General features: G+C 69.7%; 19 protein-coding genes and 1 pseudogene. 15 read left to right on the top strand and 5 right to left on the bottom strand.

Features of this window, described 5'->3' with window-relative positions:
- From ACIY1X_RS13675 to ACIY1X_RS13640, 8 genes and pseudogenes are all read left to right on the top strand, one after another.
- Positions 1–673, top strand: a pseudogene (locus ACIY1X_RS13675) (MCE family protein); the annotation flags it as partial.
- A 61-nt stretch (positions 674–734) separates the two neighbouring features.
- Complete coding sequence (locus ACIY1X_RS13670; RefSeq protein WP_399681228.1) at positions 735–1,418, top strand: ABC-type transport auxiliary lipoprotein family protein; 684 nt, start codon at positions 735–737, stop codon at positions 1,416–1,418.
- A gap of 2 nt (positions 1,419–1,420) precedes the next feature.
- On the top strand, positions 1,421–1,951 hold the full coding sequence (locus ACIY1X_RS13665) for a GNAT family N-acetyltransferase (RefSeq protein WP_399681226.1): 531 nt from the start codon (positions 1,421–1,423) through the stop codon (positions 1,949–1,951).
- 472 nt (positions 1,952–2,423) lie between these two features.
- Entirely contained in the window at positions 2,424–2,963 is a 540-nt protein-coding gene (locus ACIY1X_RS13660) for a carboxymuconolactone decarboxylase family protein (RefSeq protein ID WP_399681223.1), read from the top strand.
- Positions 2,960–4,027 (top strand): substrate-binding domain-containing protein, encoded by a 1,068-nt coding sequence (locus tag ACIY1X_RS13655; protein WP_399681221.1) that lies wholly within the window; start codon positions 2,960–2,962, stop codon positions 4,025–4,027. The genes ACIY1X_RS13660 and ACIY1X_RS13655 overlap by 4 nt, the downstream gene beginning before the upstream one ends.
- On the top strand, positions 4,024–4,806 hold the full coding sequence (locus ACIY1X_RS13650) for an SDR family NAD(P)-dependent oxidoreductase (RefSeq protein ID WP_399681218.1): 783 nt from the start codon (positions 4,024–4,026) through the stop codon (positions 4,804–4,806). The genes ACIY1X_RS13655 and ACIY1X_RS13650 overlap by 4 nt, the downstream gene beginning before the upstream one ends.
- A gap of 31 nt (positions 4,807–4,837) precedes the next feature.
- A complete protein-coding gene (locus ACIY1X_RS13645; protein WP_399681216.1) occupies positions 4,838–5,806 on the top strand; it encodes a Bug family tripartite tricarboxylate transporter substrate binding protein in 969 nt (322 codons plus the stop codon).
- Positions 5,807–5,816: 10 nt separating this feature from the next.
- The gene (locus tag ACIY1X_RS13640; RefSeq protein ID WP_399681214.1) at positions 5,817–6,338 is read left to right on the top strand and encodes a VOC family protein; all 522 of its coding nucleotides are present in this window, start codon (positions 5,817–5,819) and stop codon (positions 6,336–6,338) included.
- A 39-nt stretch (positions 6,339–6,377) separates the two neighbouring features.
- Here the strand turns inward: ACIY1X_RS13640 and ACIY1X_RS13635 are convergent, their stop codons facing one another.
- Both ACIY1X_RS13635 and ACIY1X_RS13630 read right to left on the bottom strand, forming a co-directional pair.
- Positions 6,378–7,031 (bottom strand): MarC family protein, encoded by a 654-nt coding sequence (locus tag ACIY1X_RS13635; RefSeq protein WP_399681212.1) that lies wholly within the window; start codon positions 7,029–7,031, stop codon positions 6,378–6,380.
- A gap of 36 nt (positions 7,032–7,067) precedes the next feature.
- Positions 7,068–7,820: an SDR family oxidoreductase gene (locus tag ACIY1X_RS13630; protein ID WP_399681210.1), complete on the bottom strand. Its 753-nt coding sequence runs from the start codon at positions 7,818–7,820 to the stop codon at positions 7,068–7,070.
- 85 nt (positions 7,821–7,905) lie between these two features.
- Here ACIY1X_RS13630 and ACIY1X_RS13625 point away from each other — a divergent pair, with 85 nt between their 5' ends.
- The 3 genes from ACIY1X_RS13625 to ACIY1X_RS13615 are packed head-to-tail and all read left to right on the top strand — an operon-like array spanning position 7,906 to position 10,140.
- Positions 7,906–8,505 carry a 2-hydroxychromene-2-carboxylate isomerase gene (locus ACIY1X_RS13625; RefSeq protein ID WP_399681208.1) on the top strand — a complete coding sequence of 200 codons (600 nt, stop codon included), beginning with the start codon at positions 7,906–7,908 and terminating at the stop codon, positions 8,503–8,505.
- Positions 8,506–8,542: 37 nt separating this feature from the next.
- The gene (locus ACIY1X_RS13620; RefSeq protein ID WP_399681204.1) at positions 8,543–9,226 is read left to right on the top strand and encodes a dienelactone hydrolase family protein; all 684 of its coding nucleotides are present in this window, start codon (positions 8,543–8,545) and stop codon (positions 9,224–9,226) included.
- Between the two features lie 11 nt (positions 9,227–9,237).
- The gene (locus ACIY1X_RS13615; RefSeq protein WP_399681202.1) at positions 9,238–10,140 is read left to right on the top strand and encodes an amidohydrolase family protein; all 903 of its coding nucleotides are present in this window, start codon (positions 9,238–9,240) and stop codon (positions 10,138–10,140) included.
- Here ACIY1X_RS13615 and ACIY1X_RS13610 read toward each other — a convergent pair.
- The gene (locus ACIY1X_RS13610; protein ID WP_399681200.1) at positions 10,115–11,065 is read right to left on the bottom strand and encodes a LysR substrate-binding domain-containing protein; all 951 of its coding nucleotides are present in this window, start codon (positions 11,063–11,065) and stop codon (positions 10,115–10,117) included. The genes ACIY1X_RS13615 and ACIY1X_RS13610 overlap by 26 nt on opposite strands.
- Before the next feature lie 191 nt (positions 11,066–11,256).
- Between ACIY1X_RS13610 and ACIY1X_RS13605 the strand changes: the two genes are divergently transcribed.
- Together ACIY1X_RS13605 and ACIY1X_RS13600 are read left to right on the top strand one after the other, a co-directional pair.
- Positions 11,257–11,625, top strand: coding sequence for an alpha/beta hydrolase (locus ACIY1X_RS13605; protein ID WP_399681198.1), 369 nt, complete (start codon positions 11,257–11,259; stop codon positions 11,623–11,625).
- Between the two features lie 38 nt (positions 11,626–11,663).
- Complete coding sequence (locus ACIY1X_RS13600) at positions 11,664–12,029, top strand: DUF4148 domain-containing protein (protein ID WP_399681196.1); 366 nt, start codon at positions 11,664–11,666, stop codon at positions 12,027–12,029.
- Between the two features lie 145 nt (positions 12,030–12,174).
- Here the strand turns inward: ACIY1X_RS13600 and ACIY1X_RS13595 are convergent, their stop codons facing one another.
- Positions 12,175–13,287, bottom strand: a complete 1,113-nt coding sequence (locus ACIY1X_RS13595; protein WP_399681193.1) for a magnesium transporter CorA family protein — start codon at positions 13,285–13,287, stop codon at positions 12,175–12,177.
- Between the two features lie 47 nt (positions 13,288–13,334).
- Positions 13,335–14,339 carry a porphobilinogen synthase gene (gene hemB, locus ACIY1X_RS13590; RefSeq protein WP_399681191.1) on the bottom strand — a complete coding sequence of 335 codons (1,005 nt, stop codon included), beginning with the start codon at positions 14,337–14,339 and terminating at the stop codon, positions 13,335–13,337.
- A gap of 427 nt (positions 14,340–14,766) precedes the next feature.
- On the opposite strand from hemB, the gene ACIY1X_RS13585 reads away from it, so the two are divergent.
- Both ACIY1X_RS13585 and ACIY1X_RS13580 read left to right on the top strand, forming a co-directional pair.
- Complete coding sequence (locus ACIY1X_RS13585; RefSeq protein ID WP_399681189.1) at positions 14,767–15,195, top strand: CopD family protein; 429 nt, start codon at positions 14,767–14,769, stop codon at positions 15,193–15,195.
- Positions 15,196–15,214: 19 nt separating this feature from the next.
- Positions 15,215–16,342 carry a VanZ family protein gene (locus ACIY1X_RS13580; RefSeq protein WP_399681188.1) on the top strand — a complete coding sequence of 376 codons (1,128 nt, stop codon included), beginning with the start codon at positions 15,215–15,217 and terminating at the stop codon, positions 16,340–16,342.
- Positions 16,343–16,422: the final 80 nt, after the last annotated feature.

Here is a 16,422-nt window from a genome sequence, read left to right as displayed (position 1 = left end):
CCTGGCCTTCATCGCGCTGGACGACAAGGGCGAATCGCAGGAGCCGCTGGCGCCCAACGAGGACGACCCGCCGCGCATTCCGCTCAAGCCCTCGGTGCTGGCGCAACTGCAGGACCGCGGCGAGGTGATCATCAAGCAGGTGGAGCAGGTCACCACGCGCATGAACGAACTGCTGGGCGATGGCAACCAGCAGCGTGTGGCGCAGGCGCTGGAAAACATCGCGCGCACCAGCGAGTCGGCCAACCAGCTCACGCGCCAGCTCGACAGCACCATCAAGAACCGGCTCGAGCCCGCGCTGGCCGCCATTCCGCCGCTGGCCAGCAATGCGAGCACGGCGCTCAGCACCGTGAAGACCGCCGCGGCCGATGTCTCGCGCGTGGCCAACAACTTCAACGGCACGGTCACGCGCCTGAACGCGCCCGACGGCCCCATCGACAAGCTGGCCACCGGTACGCAGGCGCTGAGCCAGGGCATGGACAGCTTCAACGGCGCCACTCTGCCGCGCCTGAACCGCGTGGCCGACGAGGCCTCGCTGACCATGCGGCGCCTGGGCCGTGTGGCGGACAACCTCAACGACAACCCGCAGTCGCTGCTGTTCGGCCGCGGCTCGGCCGAAGCTGGCCCGGGCGAGGCGGGTTTCACGCCGCCGGCCCCTTCGGCCATTCGGCCTTGACCCCCGGCGCTGACCGCCAGCCCAGACCTCCAGCCCTGATGCGACGACCGGAGCCTTCACCATGCACATCCCCGCCTTGACTCCCACCGTTCGCCGCCCGCTGCGCACACCGGCGGCCTGGCTGCTGGCTGGCGCTGCGGCCCTGCTGCTGGGCGCCTGCGGCTCCCTGCCCGACAAACCGCAGCGCGCCACGCTCTACGACTTCGGCCCCGGCGGGCTGCAGGTGAACGCCGCTGCCGCCCCGGCGGCGCAGCGCCCCGCGATCACTCTGCCCGAGGTCGAAGTGGCCGGCCGGCTGGACGGCACACAGTTGCTGTACCGCCTGGGCTATGCCGACGCGCAGGTGCTGCATGCCTACGGCCAGGCGCGCTGGAGCCAGCCGCCCGCCCAGTTGCTGCGCCAGCGCCTGCGCGATTCGCTGGCGCAGCAGCGCACCGTGCTGAACCCCGACGAAGCGGCCGGCATCGCACGCAGCGAGGGCCGCGTGCCTGACGTGCTGCGCCTCAGCCTGGACGAGTTCAGCCACTACTTCCAGTCGCCCGGCCAGAGCGCCGGCCTGCTGCGCCTGCGTGCCACGCTGCTGCGCAACGGCGCGGGCGGTGACCGGGTCGTGGCCCAGCGCAGCTTCACCGTGCAGCGCCCCGCGCCCACCGCCGACGCCGCCGGGGGCGTGAAGGCCTTGACGGCGGCCAGCGATGCCGCCATCGCCGAAGTCGCCCAGTGGGTGGCGCAGCAGGACCGCTGACGATGACCCGGGGCCGGGCCGTGTGCCGGATGACGTCGGGCCAGGCAGCACAGGTGGCCGGCATTTGGCGGCGTGCCTGGCATTCAGCCAATCCGCAGGTGCGTGTTGCCGACCTTGCGCCCGGGGACCATTGGCTGGAGCGCGTGCGCTCTGAATTTTTCGGCCCGGCCGAGTGCTGGGTGCTTGCCGGGGATGCCTTGCAGGGCTTCGTGGTGATCGAGCCTGCAAGGGCCTACCTGGCGCAGTTGCACGTCGACCCGGACTGGCAGGGCCAGGGCGCGGGCCGCCTGCTGATCGAACAGGCCTGCGAGCGCATGCCCGCCGGCTGGAGCCTGCACGTGGCCGAAAGCAACCAGCGCGCTCAGCAGTTCTATGGCGCCGCCGGCATGCAGCGCGGCGAGTCAGGCCACGACCCGGTCACAGGGCGTGCGCGCGTGGCCTGGCACTGGATGCCTGCAGCGGCGCGCGCGGCCTTGTTGCCCTTGCACACGTGTCCTGTCCCCGACACAACTGGCATTGCTCCTGCCTGCTGATCGAGGCCTGCAGCCTCATCGACGTGACCCATCCTCCCGTTCGGAGATGAAAGATCGGGCGACGACGTTGGCCTGTCGCTGAGCCCGCCGGACAAGGACCTGCTCGGTTGCGCAAACGAAAAGAGCCAGGAGGACCCTCGACCGGAAGGCGCCTCGCCCAGCGTTCGACCGGACGGCGCTGAGCCGGAGCGCTCGGCTTCACGCGCGACACCATGACGAGCGCACCGCGCGGCGGGCATGGGTGCCGCAGCGGCTGGTGCATGCTGTGGAAACGAAATTCAAAAGGCATTCGAATGGTCTCGGCTCGCGTGTAGGGTTTATAGGTAAAAACCATATAAAACGTTTCCACAAATTGTGGAAATATGGCTGCATGAACACCCAGCCTTCCCCTGCGACCCCGGCCCACACCCCGGGATGGCCCGTTTCATCGCGACTTCCGCTGCGCTTGCCTCCGTACGAGCCGGAGGTGGAAATGGCGATCAACAAGAGCAGCTTCACGGCCTTGTCGCCGAAGAACCTGCGCCTGGTGCTGGCGCACCACCCGGCGCTGGCGACCTCGTTTCAGGCGATGGCCCACGTGATTCTGTTCAAGTGCGCGGTTCCCGAGAGGCAGCGCGAGATCGCCATCATCCGCACCGGCGCGCTCACGCGCTCCGAGTACGAATGGGGCATGCACGTCAGCATCTTTGGGGAAAAGTGCGGCCTGGATGCCGCTCAGGTGGATGCGCTCAGCCGGTGCCCGAGCTGGCAGGAGTTGAGCGAGTCGATGTGGACGCCTGCCGAGCGGCTGATCGTGCGCATGGTGGACGAGCTGCATCACCATTGCACGCTGAGTGATGCCACATGGGGCTTGATGGATGCGCAATGGCCTCGGGAGCAGATCATCGAGCTGATCCTGGCGGCGAGCTTCTATCACATGGCGGCCTTTTTCCTAAACAGCACGGCGGTCCCGCTGGAGCAGGGGTCGCAGCGTTTCCCGGCCGGCATGGCGCAGGCAGCGGTGCCGGCATGAAAAAAAAGCAGCAAGCCACCATCAAGGACGTCGCGCAGGCGGCCGGCGTGTCGCTGGGCACCGCGTCGCGTGCGCTGAATCGACGCGGACGCGTGAGCGCCGAAGCGATCACCGCGGTGATGCGCGCAGCCCAGCAGTTGGGCTATGAGCCCGATGCCGTCGCTCAAAGCATGCGCACCGGCGCGACCGGCGTCATTGGCCTTCTGGTCTCCGACTTCGCGAACCCGCTGTACGCGCGGGTGATCACTGCGGTGGAGGCACGTTTGCAGACCGCAGGCTATGCCCTGCTCCTGGCCAACACGCACAACGACGCACGCAAGGAGCGGTCGTTGATCGATCTGTTCCGCCGCCGCCGTGTGGACGGGCTGGTGCTCGGGCCCTGCGAGGCCGAAGACCCCCCACTGCTGGAGCGGCTCTCGGACCATCACTTTCCAGTGGTGGCGCTGGACCGCGACTTCGGCGAGCGGGGCAGCGGGCTTCATGTGGATCACTTCGGCGGCGCCTTGCAGGCCACCCGTTACCTGCTCAATCTGGGGCACGAGCGCATCGCGCTGCTGACGTCCGGAAGCAGCCTGCGACCCGGGCGCGAGCGCATTGCCGGCTTTCGTGATGCCTTTGCCGGACATGGCCTGAAGCCGGACGAGAGACTGATTCGGGCCGAGCGGTCCTCGATGGAATTCGCGTTCAGCGAATCGCTGGCCCTGCTGTCCTCGCGTGAGCCGCCGACTGCCTTCATGTGCCTGGGAACGCGCATCCTGGCCGGCGTGCTGCAAGGCATACGTCATTCGGGACGCGGTGCGCCGGACGACGTCAGCGTGGTGAGCATCGGCGACACGGACCTGTCCCAACTGTTCTCCCCCAGCATCACGGCAGTGACATGGGATCTTGAGGCGGTGGGTACGGCCCTGGCCGAATTGCTGCTCAAGCTGGTGGAGCCGTCGCGGCCCCGGGAGTCCGAACGCATCGTGATCACCACACAGCTGGTGTTGCGTGAATCCTGCGGTCCGCTGCGGCCCGGGGTCCGGGCCGCCAGCATCGCCGCCGCAAGCAGGGGGGCCGCGTGAGCGGGCGTCTGGCGGGAAAGGTGGCGCTGGTCGTGGGCGCCGGCTCCATCGGCGAGGACATCAGCAATGGCGCGGCGTGCGCGGTGCTGTACGCCCGTGAAGGCGCGCGCATTCTCTGCGCCGACCGCTCCACTGCCGCGGCTGAAGAGACCGTGCACCGTGTCGAGGCCGAAGGCGGTGCGGCCGTTGCATTCAAGGCCGATGTGGGCCACGCCGAGCAGATCCGGCAGATGGTCGATGCATGCATGGATCGCTATGGCCGCATCGACGTGCTGCACTACAACGTCGGCATCGAAGAGGTGGGCGAACTCACCCAGGTAACGCAAGAGTCCTGGGACCGTGTGCATGCCATCAACCTCAGGGGCGCCATGCTGGCTTCGCGCGAAGTGGTCCCGCACATGATCAGGCAGGGGGCTGGTTCGATCGTGAACATTTCGTCGATCGCCAGCCGCAAGTGGAGCCCGATGCAGTTTCTGTCGTACAGCAGCTCCAAGGCCGCGCTGAACCACATGACACGCGTGGTGGCCCGGCAATACGCCGCCCACCAGGTTCGCTGCAACGTCATCCTGCCCGGCCTGATCGACTCTCCGCATGCGGCGGCGCTTTGCAGCACCGAGCAGGAGCGCAGGCAGTCGCGCGAGCTGCGCAACGCCCGCTGCCCCATGGGCCGGCAAGGCACGCCATGGGATGTGGCGAACGCAGCCCTGTTTCTGGCCAGCGACGAATCGAGGTACGTGACGGGACTGGAGCTCGTCGTCGATGGCGGCCTGTCGCTGTGACCGATGCAGCACCCATAAAAGGAGACTTTTCATGCGCAAATGCCTTCTGGCAGCGGTCCTGGCCTGCGCCGGCCTTGCCGCTCACGCTCAGACCTCGGCGGAGTATCCCAGCCGCCCGATCAAGCTCATATCGATCTCCGCAGCGGGCAGCGGAGGGGACACTTTGGCGCGGCTGCTGGCCGACAAGATGGGGCGTTTGCTCAAGACCAGCTTCGTGGTCGAGAACCGGCCTGGGGCGGGCGGCTCCATCGCTGTTTATGCCACGGCCAAGTCGCCGCCGGACGGCTACACCCTCACGCTGGGCGGCGCGACCACTCATGTGCTGTTGCCGGCCAGCAACCCCAAGCTGCCCTATGACGCGGTCAAGGACTTTGCCTACATCGGCCAGGTCGGCACGGCCTCCATCGTGCTGCTGGCTTCCAACGACGTGCCGGCCGCCAACCTCGGCGAGCTGTTGGCGCTTGCGAATGCGTCGCCACAGGGCCTGCAGTACGCCAGTTGGGGCAACGGATCGACCGGCCACTTCTGCGGCGAGTTGATTCAGTTGAAGAAGCAGGCCAAGACTTCGCACATTCCCTACAAATCCGTGGCGCAGATCCAGACCGATCTGATGGGTGGCCACGTCAAGCTGGGCTGGGTCGACATGGTGTCGGGCACGCCCATGGTCAAGAGCGGACGCCTCAAGGCCATCGTGACCTGCCCCGCGCAGTCGCCCAGCCTGCCCGAGGTCAAGAGCATCGAGTCCGAGGGCGTTGATCTCGCGGGCCGCAGCATGGGCTCCTGGGGGCTCTATGCCCCCGCGGGCACGCCCAAGCCCATCGTTGACAAACTGGCCGCCGCCTTGCGCAGCACGCTGGACATGCCAGAGGTGAAGGCGCGCATGCTGGAGCTGGGCACCCAGGCTGCATTTCTGGATGGCGACGAGTACAGCGCAAGGACGGCCAAAGACATCGAGTACTGGAAACAGATCGCCAAGCAGGCCAACATCAGCAACCAATGACGAGGCAGACATGAAATTCGGACCGATCCGGCAGGTGGCCTACGTGGTGCAGGACATCGAGCGCGCCATGGCCCACTGGAGCCACGCACTGGGCGTGGGGCCCTGGTTCTACAAGGAGCACATCGCCATCAGCACCTTTCGCTATCGTGGCCGGAACTCCGCACCCCCCAAAGTCTCCATCGCGTTCGCCAACTCGGGCGACCTGCAGGTGGAGCTGATCCAGCAGCGCGATGACAAGCCGTCGATGTACCAGGACTTTCTCCGCCGCCAGGGCGAAGGGGCGCAGCACCTGGCGTTCTGGACCTACGAGTACGACGCTCTCGTCAGCCACTTTCTCTCGTTGGGCTATGTGGAAGGCCATGCGGGCCAGATTGGCCAGCGGGGCCGCTTCGCGTACTTCGAGCACGCCGATCTCTGCGGCAACGTGATCGAAGTGTCCGAGCAGACGGGCGGCAAGGCCGAGTTCTTTCGCGAGATCGCCCAGGCGGCGGTGGGCTGGAACGGTGAGGAGCCGATCCGTCGGGTCGGCTGAACTGCCGCACAGCGGGGCATGCCGCGCCTGCGGCGTGGGTCAGAGGGTGCGTTCCAGAATCGGAAACAGCTTCCCCAGCCCGTTGGCCATCACTTCCACCGCCAACGCCGCGAGGATCAGGCCCATCAGCCGCGTCATGACGTTGATGCCGGTCTTGCCGAGCACGCGCGCAATCGGTTCGGCCAGCGAGAAGGCCAGCAGCGTGATGCCCGCGATCACCACGCCGTAGCCGATCAGCAGCGCCATCTGCCACCAGGTCTGGGTCTGCGTCGCGTGGATCACCATGGTCGAGATGGTGGCCGGGCCGGTCAGCAGCGGGATGGTCAGCGGCACCACGGCGATGGAGGCGCCCATGGCGGCCTTCACCTCGGTGGCGCGCACTTCCTCGGCGCTGGCCTTGGCTTCGGCCGGCTGCGCGTTGAGCATCGACAGCGAACTGATCAGCAGCAACAGCCCGCCACCCACCTGGAAGCTGGCGATGGAGATGCCGAAGAAGCCCAGCAGCTGCTGGCCGATGAGCGCGCTGATGGCGATGACCAGGAAGGCGCTGAAGGCCGCCACCTGGGCCGTGCGCAGGCGCTGGGCCGCCGTGTAGCCCTGCGTGTAGTGGATGAAGAAGGGCACGATGCCCAGCGGGTTGACGATGGCCACCAGCGTGACCAGCGGCTTGATGAGGTCCATCGAGGTGGCCATGGCGCCTTTCTGGAGTGGGGGTGAACGGGGCGGGCGTCAGCGCCCGCCGCCCACGTCGAGCAGCGTGCCGGTGGTGTAGCTGGCCTCGGCCGAGAGCAGCCAGCAGATGGCCGCAGCGACTTCGTCGGCGGTGCCGGTGCGCTGCATGGGCACCGTGCCGGCCAGGTCGAAGGCGCGTGTGGGCATGCCGCCCGAGGCATGGATCTCGGTGTCGATCAGCCCCGGCCGCACGGCGTTCACGCGGATGCCCTGGTCGGCCACTTCCTTGGCCAGGCCGACGGTGAAGGTGTCGATGGCGCCCTTGCTGGCCGCGTAGTCCACGTACTGGCCGGGCGAGCCCAGCCGCGCGGCGGCGCTGCTCAGGTTGACGATGGCGCCGCCCGCCCCGCCGTGCCGGGTGCTCATGCGGCGCACCGCCTCGCGGGCGCACAGGAAGCTGCCGATCACGTTGATGCGCAGCATGCGCTCCAGCCGCTTCGCGTCCATCTCGTCCACGCGGGCGGTCGCATCCACCACGCCGGCGTTGTTGACCAGCGCCGTCAGGCGGCCGAGCTTTGCGTCCACCTTGCGGAACATCGCCTCGACCTGCGCCTCGTTGCCCACGTCGGCCTGCACGGTGATCGCGCTGCCGCCCTCGGCGCGGATGCGGCGCACCACCTCGTCGGCCGCCAGCGAATGGCTGGCGTAGTTGACCGCCACCGCGAAGCCCTGCCGGGCGGCCATCAGCGCCGTGGCCGCGCCGATGCCGCGGCTGCCGCCGGTGATCAAGAGCACCTGTGGTGAGTCCAAGCCTGCTTCTCCTGCACGGGTTGCGCGCCTCGGGTACAACCGAGGGCCGCCGCGATTACACCAAACCCGCGCCATGGAGACCCGCTTGAGCCGCACCGTCGACTACTACCTCGCCCCGCACAGCCCCTGGACCTACCTGGGCCACGCCCGCTTCGTGCAGATCGCCCGCGAGACGGGCACCCAGGTGAACGTCAAGCCCATCGACCTGGCGCGCGTGTTCCCCGTCTCCGGCGGGCTGCCGCTGGCCAAGCGCCCGCCGCAGCGGCAGGCCTACCGGCTGGTGGAACTGAAGCGCTTTTCGCAGCACCTGGGCGTGCCGCTGAACCCGCAGCCGCGCCACTTCCCGGTGGCCTCGGACGACGCGGCGCGGCTGATCGTCGAGACGGCCGACGCCAAGGGTGCCGGCGCGGCCCTGCGCCTGGCCGGCGCCATCCTGGCCGCCGTCTGGGCCGAGGAGCGCGACATCGCCGACGCGGCCGTGCTGGCCGACCTGCTGGCCGCGCAGGGCCTGCCCGCCGCGCTGCTGGAGGCCTCGCGCAAGCCCGGCGTGCAGGCGCGCTACGACGCCTTCACGCAGGAGGCCATCGACCTGGGCGTCTTCGGCGCGCCGACCTACGTCATCGACGGCGAGCTGTTCTGGGGGCAGGACCGGCTGGATTTCGTCGAGCGCAGGCTGCGCGGCTGAACCCCTCTTTTTTCTTCACCCTTTTCAGGAGCCAGACATGGGCCAGTTCATCGATCTCACCGCCGCCGACGGCTTCACCTTCCCCGCCTACGTGGCCGAGCCTTCGGGCGCCCCGCGCGGCGCGGTGGTGGTGCTGCAGGAGATCTTCGGCGTCAACTCGCACATCCGCAGCGTGGCCGACGGCTACGCGGCCGCGGGCTGGCTGGCCGTCGCGCCTGCCACCTTCCACCGCGTCCAGCCGGGCGTGGACCTGGGCTACGCGGAGGCCGACGTCAAGGCCGGCTCGGCGCTGAAGGCGGCCGCCGAGGCGCTGCCCTGGTCGGGCGTGCTGCAGGACGTGCAGGCCGCCATCGAATACGCGGCGCGCGCCGGCAAGGTCGGCATCGTGGGCTACTGCTGGGGCGGGCTGCTGACCTGGCGCGCGGCCTGCGAACTGAACGGCCTGGCCGCCGCAGCGCCCTACTACGGCGGCGGCATGACCGGGCCCGCGGAGGTGGCGCGCACGCCCCGGGTGCCGGTGCTGGCCCACTTCGGCCGCAAGGACCACTGGATCCCGGTGCCGGCGGTCGAGGCCTTCCGGCAGGCGCACCCCGCCGTGGAGGTGCACCTCTACGACGCCGACCACGGCTTCAACTGCGACCAGCGAGGTTCCTACGACGCCGCGGCGGCGACGCTGGCGCGCGAGCGCACGCTGGCCTTCTTCGACAAGCACCTGGGCTGAGGCGCAGCGCCATGAACGCGCCGGGGCTCATGGCGGCAGCGGTCCTCGCCGTCCTGGCCGCGGCGGCCTGGCCCGCGCGCGCGGCGGACCATGCCGGCCCGGTGTTCGACACCCACCTGCACTACAACGAGGAGGCGTGGAACGGCGCGGCCGGCTCCTTCCCGCCGGCCGACGCGCTCGCGCGCATGCAGCGCAACGGCGTGCGCGCCATCGTCGGCAACTCGCGGCCCAACGAAGGCACGCGCATCCTCGCCGCTGCGCGCGAGACGGCCGCGGCCGGCATCACCGTGGTGCCCTTCGTGCGCCTGTACCGCAACCGCGCCGACTACACCAACTGGTTCCGCGACGAGAGCATCCACGAGATGGTGCTGGCCGAACTGGCGCGCGGTACGGCCAGCGGGCCGTACCGGGGGATCGGCGAGTTCCACCTCTACGACAGCGCCAACGCCGACGGCCCGGTGGCGAAGAAGCTGATGGCGCTGGCCGAGCAGCGCGAATTGGCCGTGCTGGCGCACGTGGACGACGTCGCGGTCGACCGGCTCATGGCGCACACGCCCTCGCAGGGACAGGCGGTGCGCTTCATCTGGGCGCACACCGGCATCGGCGGCGCGCCCGTGGCGCGCGTGCGGCAACTGCTGGAGCGCTATCCGCGCCTGGTCGGCGAGCTGTCGTACCGGCCCGGCCTGACCTGCGCCGACGGCCAGCTGTGCCCCGAGTGGCGCACGCTCATCCTCGACTTCCCCGAGCGCTTCGTCATCGGCTCCGACACCTGGATCAACCAGCGCTGGAGCGGCTACGACGAGATCATGCAGGCCTACCGCCGCTGGCTGGGCGGCCTGCCGCCCGAGGTCGCGCAGCGCGTGGCCTGGGGCAACGCGGCGGCGCTGTTCAGCGTGCCTGCGCCGCGGCCTTGACGGCGCTGGCCGTCGCGCGCAGCGGCTTGCCGGCATAGCGGCCGCGCTGGCCGATGCGCGACTCCAGGTAGTCCAGCAGCGCGCGCTGGGCCGCGCTGTTGTGGCGCCGCTCCAGGTAGGCGGCCGAGAGCCACATGTCGGTGCGGCCGTAGCCCTGCAGCACCGGCACCAGCTCGCCGTGGTCCACCTGCGGCTGCACCGCCAGCGAGGGCACGTAGATCACGCCGAAGCCGTGCATCGCCACCTGGATCAGCGGCGGCCCTTCCGACGCCTCCATCCGGCTCTTCACCGGCACGTCGAGCGGCTGGCCGTCGTCCTCGAAGCGCCACACCGGATGCGCGCCGCTGCGCGTGAGCGTCAGCGCGTCGTGCTCGCGCAGGTCGTCGGGGTGGCGCGGCTTGCCGTGCTTCTTCCAGTACAGCGGCGAGGCGCACACCATCATCGGGATGCGCAGCAGCCGGCGCACGATCAGGTTCTCGTTCTCGATCGGGCCGAAGCGCAGGTGCACGTCGATGCCGTTCTCGGCCAGGTCCACCTCGTTGGACAGCTGCAGCGATACCGTCACCTCGGGGTAGAAGCCCATGAACTCCGCCAGCATGTTGGGCAGGTCGCCGCTGGCCATCGCATAGGGCGCCGCGATGCGCAGCCGCCCGCGCGGCGTGCTGGCGCGCTCGGCCAGCTCGGCCTGCGTCAGCTCGACCATCTCCAGCATCGGCGCGCTGCGCGCCAGCAGCAGTTCGCCCGCGTCGGTCAGGCTCACGGAGCGGGTGGAGCGGTTGAGCAGGCGCACGTCGAAGCGCGTCTCCAGCTCCGCCACGTACTTGCTCACCGTGGCCTTCGACATGCCCAGCCGCTTGGCGGCGGCCGAGAAGCTGCCGAGCGCCGCGACCTCGCGGAAGGCGCGGATCAGGTCGAGGCTGTCCATGCCTTCGGTCCTTTCAAGTTCATTGTTTCCGTTTCATGAACACGGTGGTTCGGATTGTGAGGGTTTCTACCGATCTTCGCGTCCCACAATTCTTCTCACGGGCCAGCGCTTGAACGCAGACCCGAAGCGAAGCGGGCAGGTGCCTGCATCGCTCTTGTTCAAACGCCAACCATGCCAACAAGGAGTAAGAAATGAAGACCTCGAAGATGATCGCCGTTGCCGCCGTGTCGCTGCTGGCCGCCGTGGGCGCCGCGCAGGCGGAGGAATACCAGGGCGTGCTGAGCATCGACTCGACGTACAGCCGCGCCGAAGTGCAGCAGCAAGCCATCGCGGCCGCGCGCCAGGGCGACGTGTACGGCGAAGCGGCCGGCGGAGCGCTGAGCGCGCCGGTGGTGGGCCAGAAGGACCGCGCGACGGTGCGTGCCGAGGCGGTGGCCGCGGCGCACAACCCGACGTCGAACCTGGACGCCAAGGCGTTCGTGAACAGCCAGATCCCCGAGCAGTACACGAACGGCAGCCTGGCCCAGCGCCGCGCCGCCGAGCGCAGCGCCGCGCTCTGATCTTCCGACCTTCCTTTCTTCCACTGGAGAACATCACCATGACCCGCCAACGTCTCGTCGCCGCCCTGGCCCTGTCGCTCGTCGCCGCTGCCGGCGCCCATGCGGAAACCTACGAGGGCGTGCAGGCCCCGGTGTCGGCCCTGAGCCGCGCTGATGTGCAGGCCGAGGCCGTCCGTGCCGCGCACGCGCCGAACCAGAACGTGCCCTCCGGCTCGGTGGTGCTGGCGCCGCTGAGCAGCCCGCGCGACCGCGCGCTGGTGCAGGCCGAGGCTGTCCGCGCTGCCGCCGCGCCCGACCAGAACGTCTCGTCCGGCTCGCGTGTCGACAGCAAGGTGATCTCCACCCTGGAGAACCCGGTCGACGTGCGCGCCCGCGCCCAGGCCGACGGCGCCCGCAAGCTGTAATCGGCTTCCCGCCCGACCGCCCGGCGGCGCCTCGTGCGCCGCCGGGCTTTTTCATCGCCGGGCCGCCCCAAGATGAAAAAGCATCCCCTCGGGGGATCGGACAAGCGCGAAGCGGTTGTCCGAGGGGCCATTTTTCATGTCCGGCCTACTTCGCGGTGCGCGCCAGGTAGCGCTTGCGCCAGAAGATGGCCGTGAGCACCACCGCGATCAGCAGCATCGACCCCATCGCGATCCAGAAGCCGTCGGCCTTGTGCACCAGCGGGATGAACTCGAAGTTCATGCCGAAGATGCCGGCGATCAGGTTCAGCGGCAGGAACACCGCGGTGAGCACCGTCAGCACCCGCATGATGTCGTTGGTGCGATGGCTCTGCACGCTGAAGTGCAGCTGCACGGCGGTCTCGGCGTTCTGCTCCAGCCGGCGCACGTGGTGCACCACGCGCTGGATGTGCTCCAGCACGTCGCGGCTGCGCACCAGCAGCAGTTCGCGCTCGCGTGCGGCGGCCGGCGTGTCCGGCGCGGGCTGGGCGTCGAGCTCCTCCAGCCAGTCCTGCATGGCGCTGCGCTGGTCCTCGCAGATCTCGTCCAGGTGGCGCAGCGCCTGGCGCGACTGCATCAGCGCGCCCCAGTTCGAGAAGCGCGTCCTCGGATCGATCAGCTCGGCCTGCCAGTGGTCGAGCTGGCGCGTTAGGTCGCGCCGCAAGGCCAGGTAGCTGTCGACGATCTGGTTGACCACGCGCAGCATCAGGTCGGCCGGGCTGGTGGGCAGTCGCGCGGAGGTGGCGCGCACGTCCAGCGCAGGCCCCTGCGCGGCGGGCGCGCCCAGCCGCGCCGCCACGGCGTCGCGCACCGCGCCGTCCTCCGGGTGGACCGAGAGCAGCACACGGTCGAACACGGCGAAGCCGACCGGGCGCGTGTCGATGCGCCGCAGCGCCGGCGGTCCCGCGTTGCGCAGGGCCGGCCCGGCGGCCGCCGCGTCGGTGCCGGCGGCCAGGCGGCGGATCACCAGCACGTCGTACTGCGAGGTGGCGTCGTAGTGGGAAGGGAGCTGGTCGTTGAGCAGGTCGCTCACGTGCAGGTCGACCAGCGGCGTGCCGCCCAGGCGCTGCAGCGCGCGCTGCACGTCGGCGAGCGAGTCGCGCAGTTCGGCGCGCGTGAGCGACAGCCAGAGATAGCCGTCGGCCGGCGCGCCGGAGGCGGGGCAGGCGTCCAGCCCGGGCAGCTCGCGCGCCTCGGCGGGGGTGATCTCGAAGATACGCATGGTGGGCTGCCGTTATACGCCGGCGCCCGCCGTGCGGGCAGGTGGAGCTACTGTTTCTGTAGCAACCGCGCCGCATCGAGCGCGAAGTAGGTGAGGACGCCGTCCGCTCCGGCGCGCTTGAAGGCCAGCAGCGATTCGAGCACCACGCCGTCGTGGTCCAGCCAGCCGTTGGCCGCGGCCGCCTTGAGCATCGCGTACTCGCCGCTGACCTGGTAGGCGAAGGTGGGCACGCGGAATTCGTCCTTCACCCGGCGCACGATGTCCAGGTACGGCATGCCGGGCTTGACCATCACCATGTCCGCACCCTCGGCAATGTCGATCGCCACCTCGCGCAGCGCCTCGTCGCTGTTGCCCGGGTCCATCTGGTAGACCTTCTTGTTGCTCCGGCCCAGGTTGGCGGCCGAGCCCACCGCGTCGCGGAAGGGGCCGTAGAAGCTGCTGGCGTACTTGGCGCTGTAGGCCATGATGCGGGTGTGCACGTCGCCGCGCGCCTCCAGCGCCTGGCGCACCGCGCCGATGCGCCCGTCCATCATGTCGCTGGGCGCCACGATGTCCACGCCGGCGGCCGACTGCGCCAGCGCCTGCTTCACCAGCACCTCGACCGTCGGGTCGTTGAGGATGTAGCCGGTCTCGTCCAGCAGGCCGTCCTGGCCGTGGCTGGTGTAGGGGTCCAGCGCCACGTCGGTCATGATGCCCAGGGCGGGGAATTCCTTCTTCAGCGCCGCCACCACGCGCGGGATCAGCCCGTCGGGGTTGAAGGCCTCGGCGCCGTCCGGCGTCTTCAGCGCCGGATCGATCACCGGGAATAGCGCCATCACCGGGATGCCCAGCGCCACGCACTGCTCGGCCACCGGCAGCAGCAGGTCCAGGCTCAGCCGCTCGACGCCCGGCATGGAGGGCACGGCCTGGCGCTGCCCCCGGCCCTCCTGCACGAAGACCGGGTAGATCAGATCGTGGGGAGTGAGCGCATGCTCACGGACCAGATTGCGTGTGAATTCATCGCGGCGCAGGCGGCGCGGGCGGCCTGCGGGAAAAGGGGCGAGCACGGTCATGGCGAAAATTGTGCCCCAAGCCCTCCTGCCCGTCCCGCCGCGGCCGGCGCCGGCCCTGCTGCGGCCCGGTGGATTTGGTGATGAGGGGAAACCATCTCGTGGCGCGAAAACGTCAAAAAAAAGTTACCCCCGTGCTTGATAGGCTTTGCCGCCTTTGTTAAATTCTGTCTCGGACGGCTTGCCGTCCCCCGCTTTTCCTCCCTGAGCGGGTGCCTTGATGTGTGACAGCAAAAGGGCTTCGCAGCCCGGCGTTCAACGACGCCGGGCTTTTTTTTGGCCGCCGGGACGCCCCACGGCAAAGAAGCATCCCCTCGGGGGATCGGGTAAGCACGAAGCGGTTGACCGAGAGGTCTTTTTTGGCCGGACCGCGGCGGCGAGGGGGTTCCCGCCCGCGCGGGGCTGTGACCGGTTTCTTACACTGCCGCCGATGCTCTGGGTCAAGTCCTTCCACATCGTCTTCGTGGTGAGCTGGTTCGCCGGCCTGTTCTACCTGCCGCGCATCTTCGTCAACCTGGCGATGGTGCCGCCCGAATCGGTGGCCGAGCGCCAGCGCCTGCTGCTGATGGCGCGCAAGCTGATGCGCTTCACCACCCTGCTGGCGCTGCCGGCGGTGGGCTTCGGCCTGTGGCTGTGGCTGGGCTACGGCATCGGCCGCGGTCCGAGCAGCGGCTGGATGCATGCCAAGCTGGCGCTGGTACTGCTGGTGCTGGGCTACCACCACGGCTGCGGGGTGCTGCTGCGGCGCTTCGAGCAGGGCGCCGACCGGCGCGGCCACCGCTGGTACCGCTGGTTCAACGAACTGCCGGTGCTGCTGCTGCTGGGCATCGTGGTGCTGGTGGTGGTCAAGCCCTTCTGAAGCCCAGCCCCGCCTGCGCGTGACCGCGTCGCCCTCGCACAAGACCACGGCCCTGCCGCTGGCGCTCGCCTACGCGGCGCTGGTGGTCTATGCGAGCCTGTACCCCTTCGCCGACTGGCGCGACCAGGGCATCGTGCCCTGGGCCTACCTGGCGGCGCCCTGGCCGCGCTACTGGACCGGCTTCGACTTCGGCATCAACGTGGCGGGCTACGTGCCGCTGGGCTTCCTGTGCGCCCTGGCCGTGCTGCGCACCCGGCCGCAGGCCGGCGCCTGGCAGGCGGTGCTGCGCGCCACCGTGGCGGGCGCGGTGCTGGCCTTCGCGATGGAGACGCTGCAGAGTTACCTGCCGGCGCGCATCCCGTCCAACGTGGACCTGGGCCTGAACGCCCTGGGCGCGCTGATCGGCGCCGTGCCGGCGGCGGTGCTGGAGCGGCTGGGCGCGCTGGCGCGCTGGAGCCGGCTGCGCTCGGGCTGGTTCGTGCAGGACGCGCGCGGCGCGCTGCTGCTGTTGGCGCTGTGGCCGGCGGCGCTGCTCTTCCCGGCGGCGGTGCCGTTCGGGCTGGGCCAGGTCTTCGAGCGGCTGGAGTCGGCGATCGCCGGCTGGCTGGCCGACACGCCTTTTCTCGACTGGCTGCCGGTGCGGCAGTTCGAGCTGCAGCCGCTGGTGCCGGCGGTGGAGATGCTGTGCGTGATGCTCGGCGCGCTGGTGCCCTGCCTGCTGGCCTACGGCGTGGCGCGCGCCTGGCCGCGGCGCGTGGTGCTGGCCGCGCTGATGCTGGGCCTGGGGCTGGCGGCCAGCGCGCTGTCGGCGGCGCTGAGCTACGGCCCGGAGCACGCCTGGACGTGGATGGGGCCGCCGGTGCAGGTCGGCATCGTGGCGGCGGCCGTGCTGGCGCTGCTGCTGCTGCCGCTGCCGCGCCGGCTGTGCACCGCGCTGCTGCTGCTGGCGCTGTGCGTGCACCTGGGGCTGTTGAACCAGGCGCCCGAGAGCGCCTACTTCGCCCAGACCTTGGCCACCTGGGAGCAGGGGCGCTTCATCCGCTTCCACGGGCTGGCGCAGTGGCTGGGCTGGGCGTGGCCCTTCGCCGCCATCGTCTACGCCCTGGCCGCGCTGGCGCGGCGGCCCGCCCGCACGGGCATCGGGTGAATGCGTCACTCCTAGAATCCGGCAAATGTCCCTGTCGCCCCCGCGTGACGGCGGTTACTACGCCCGCCACATCTTCTTCT

This window comes from Xenophilus sp. (assembly GCF_044462705.1).
GTDB lineage: Bacteria > Pseudomonadota > Gammaproteobacteria > Burkholderiales > Burkholderiaceae_C > Xenophilus > Xenophilus azovorans.
This window is presented reverse-complemented; position numbering and strand designations above follow the sequence as displayed.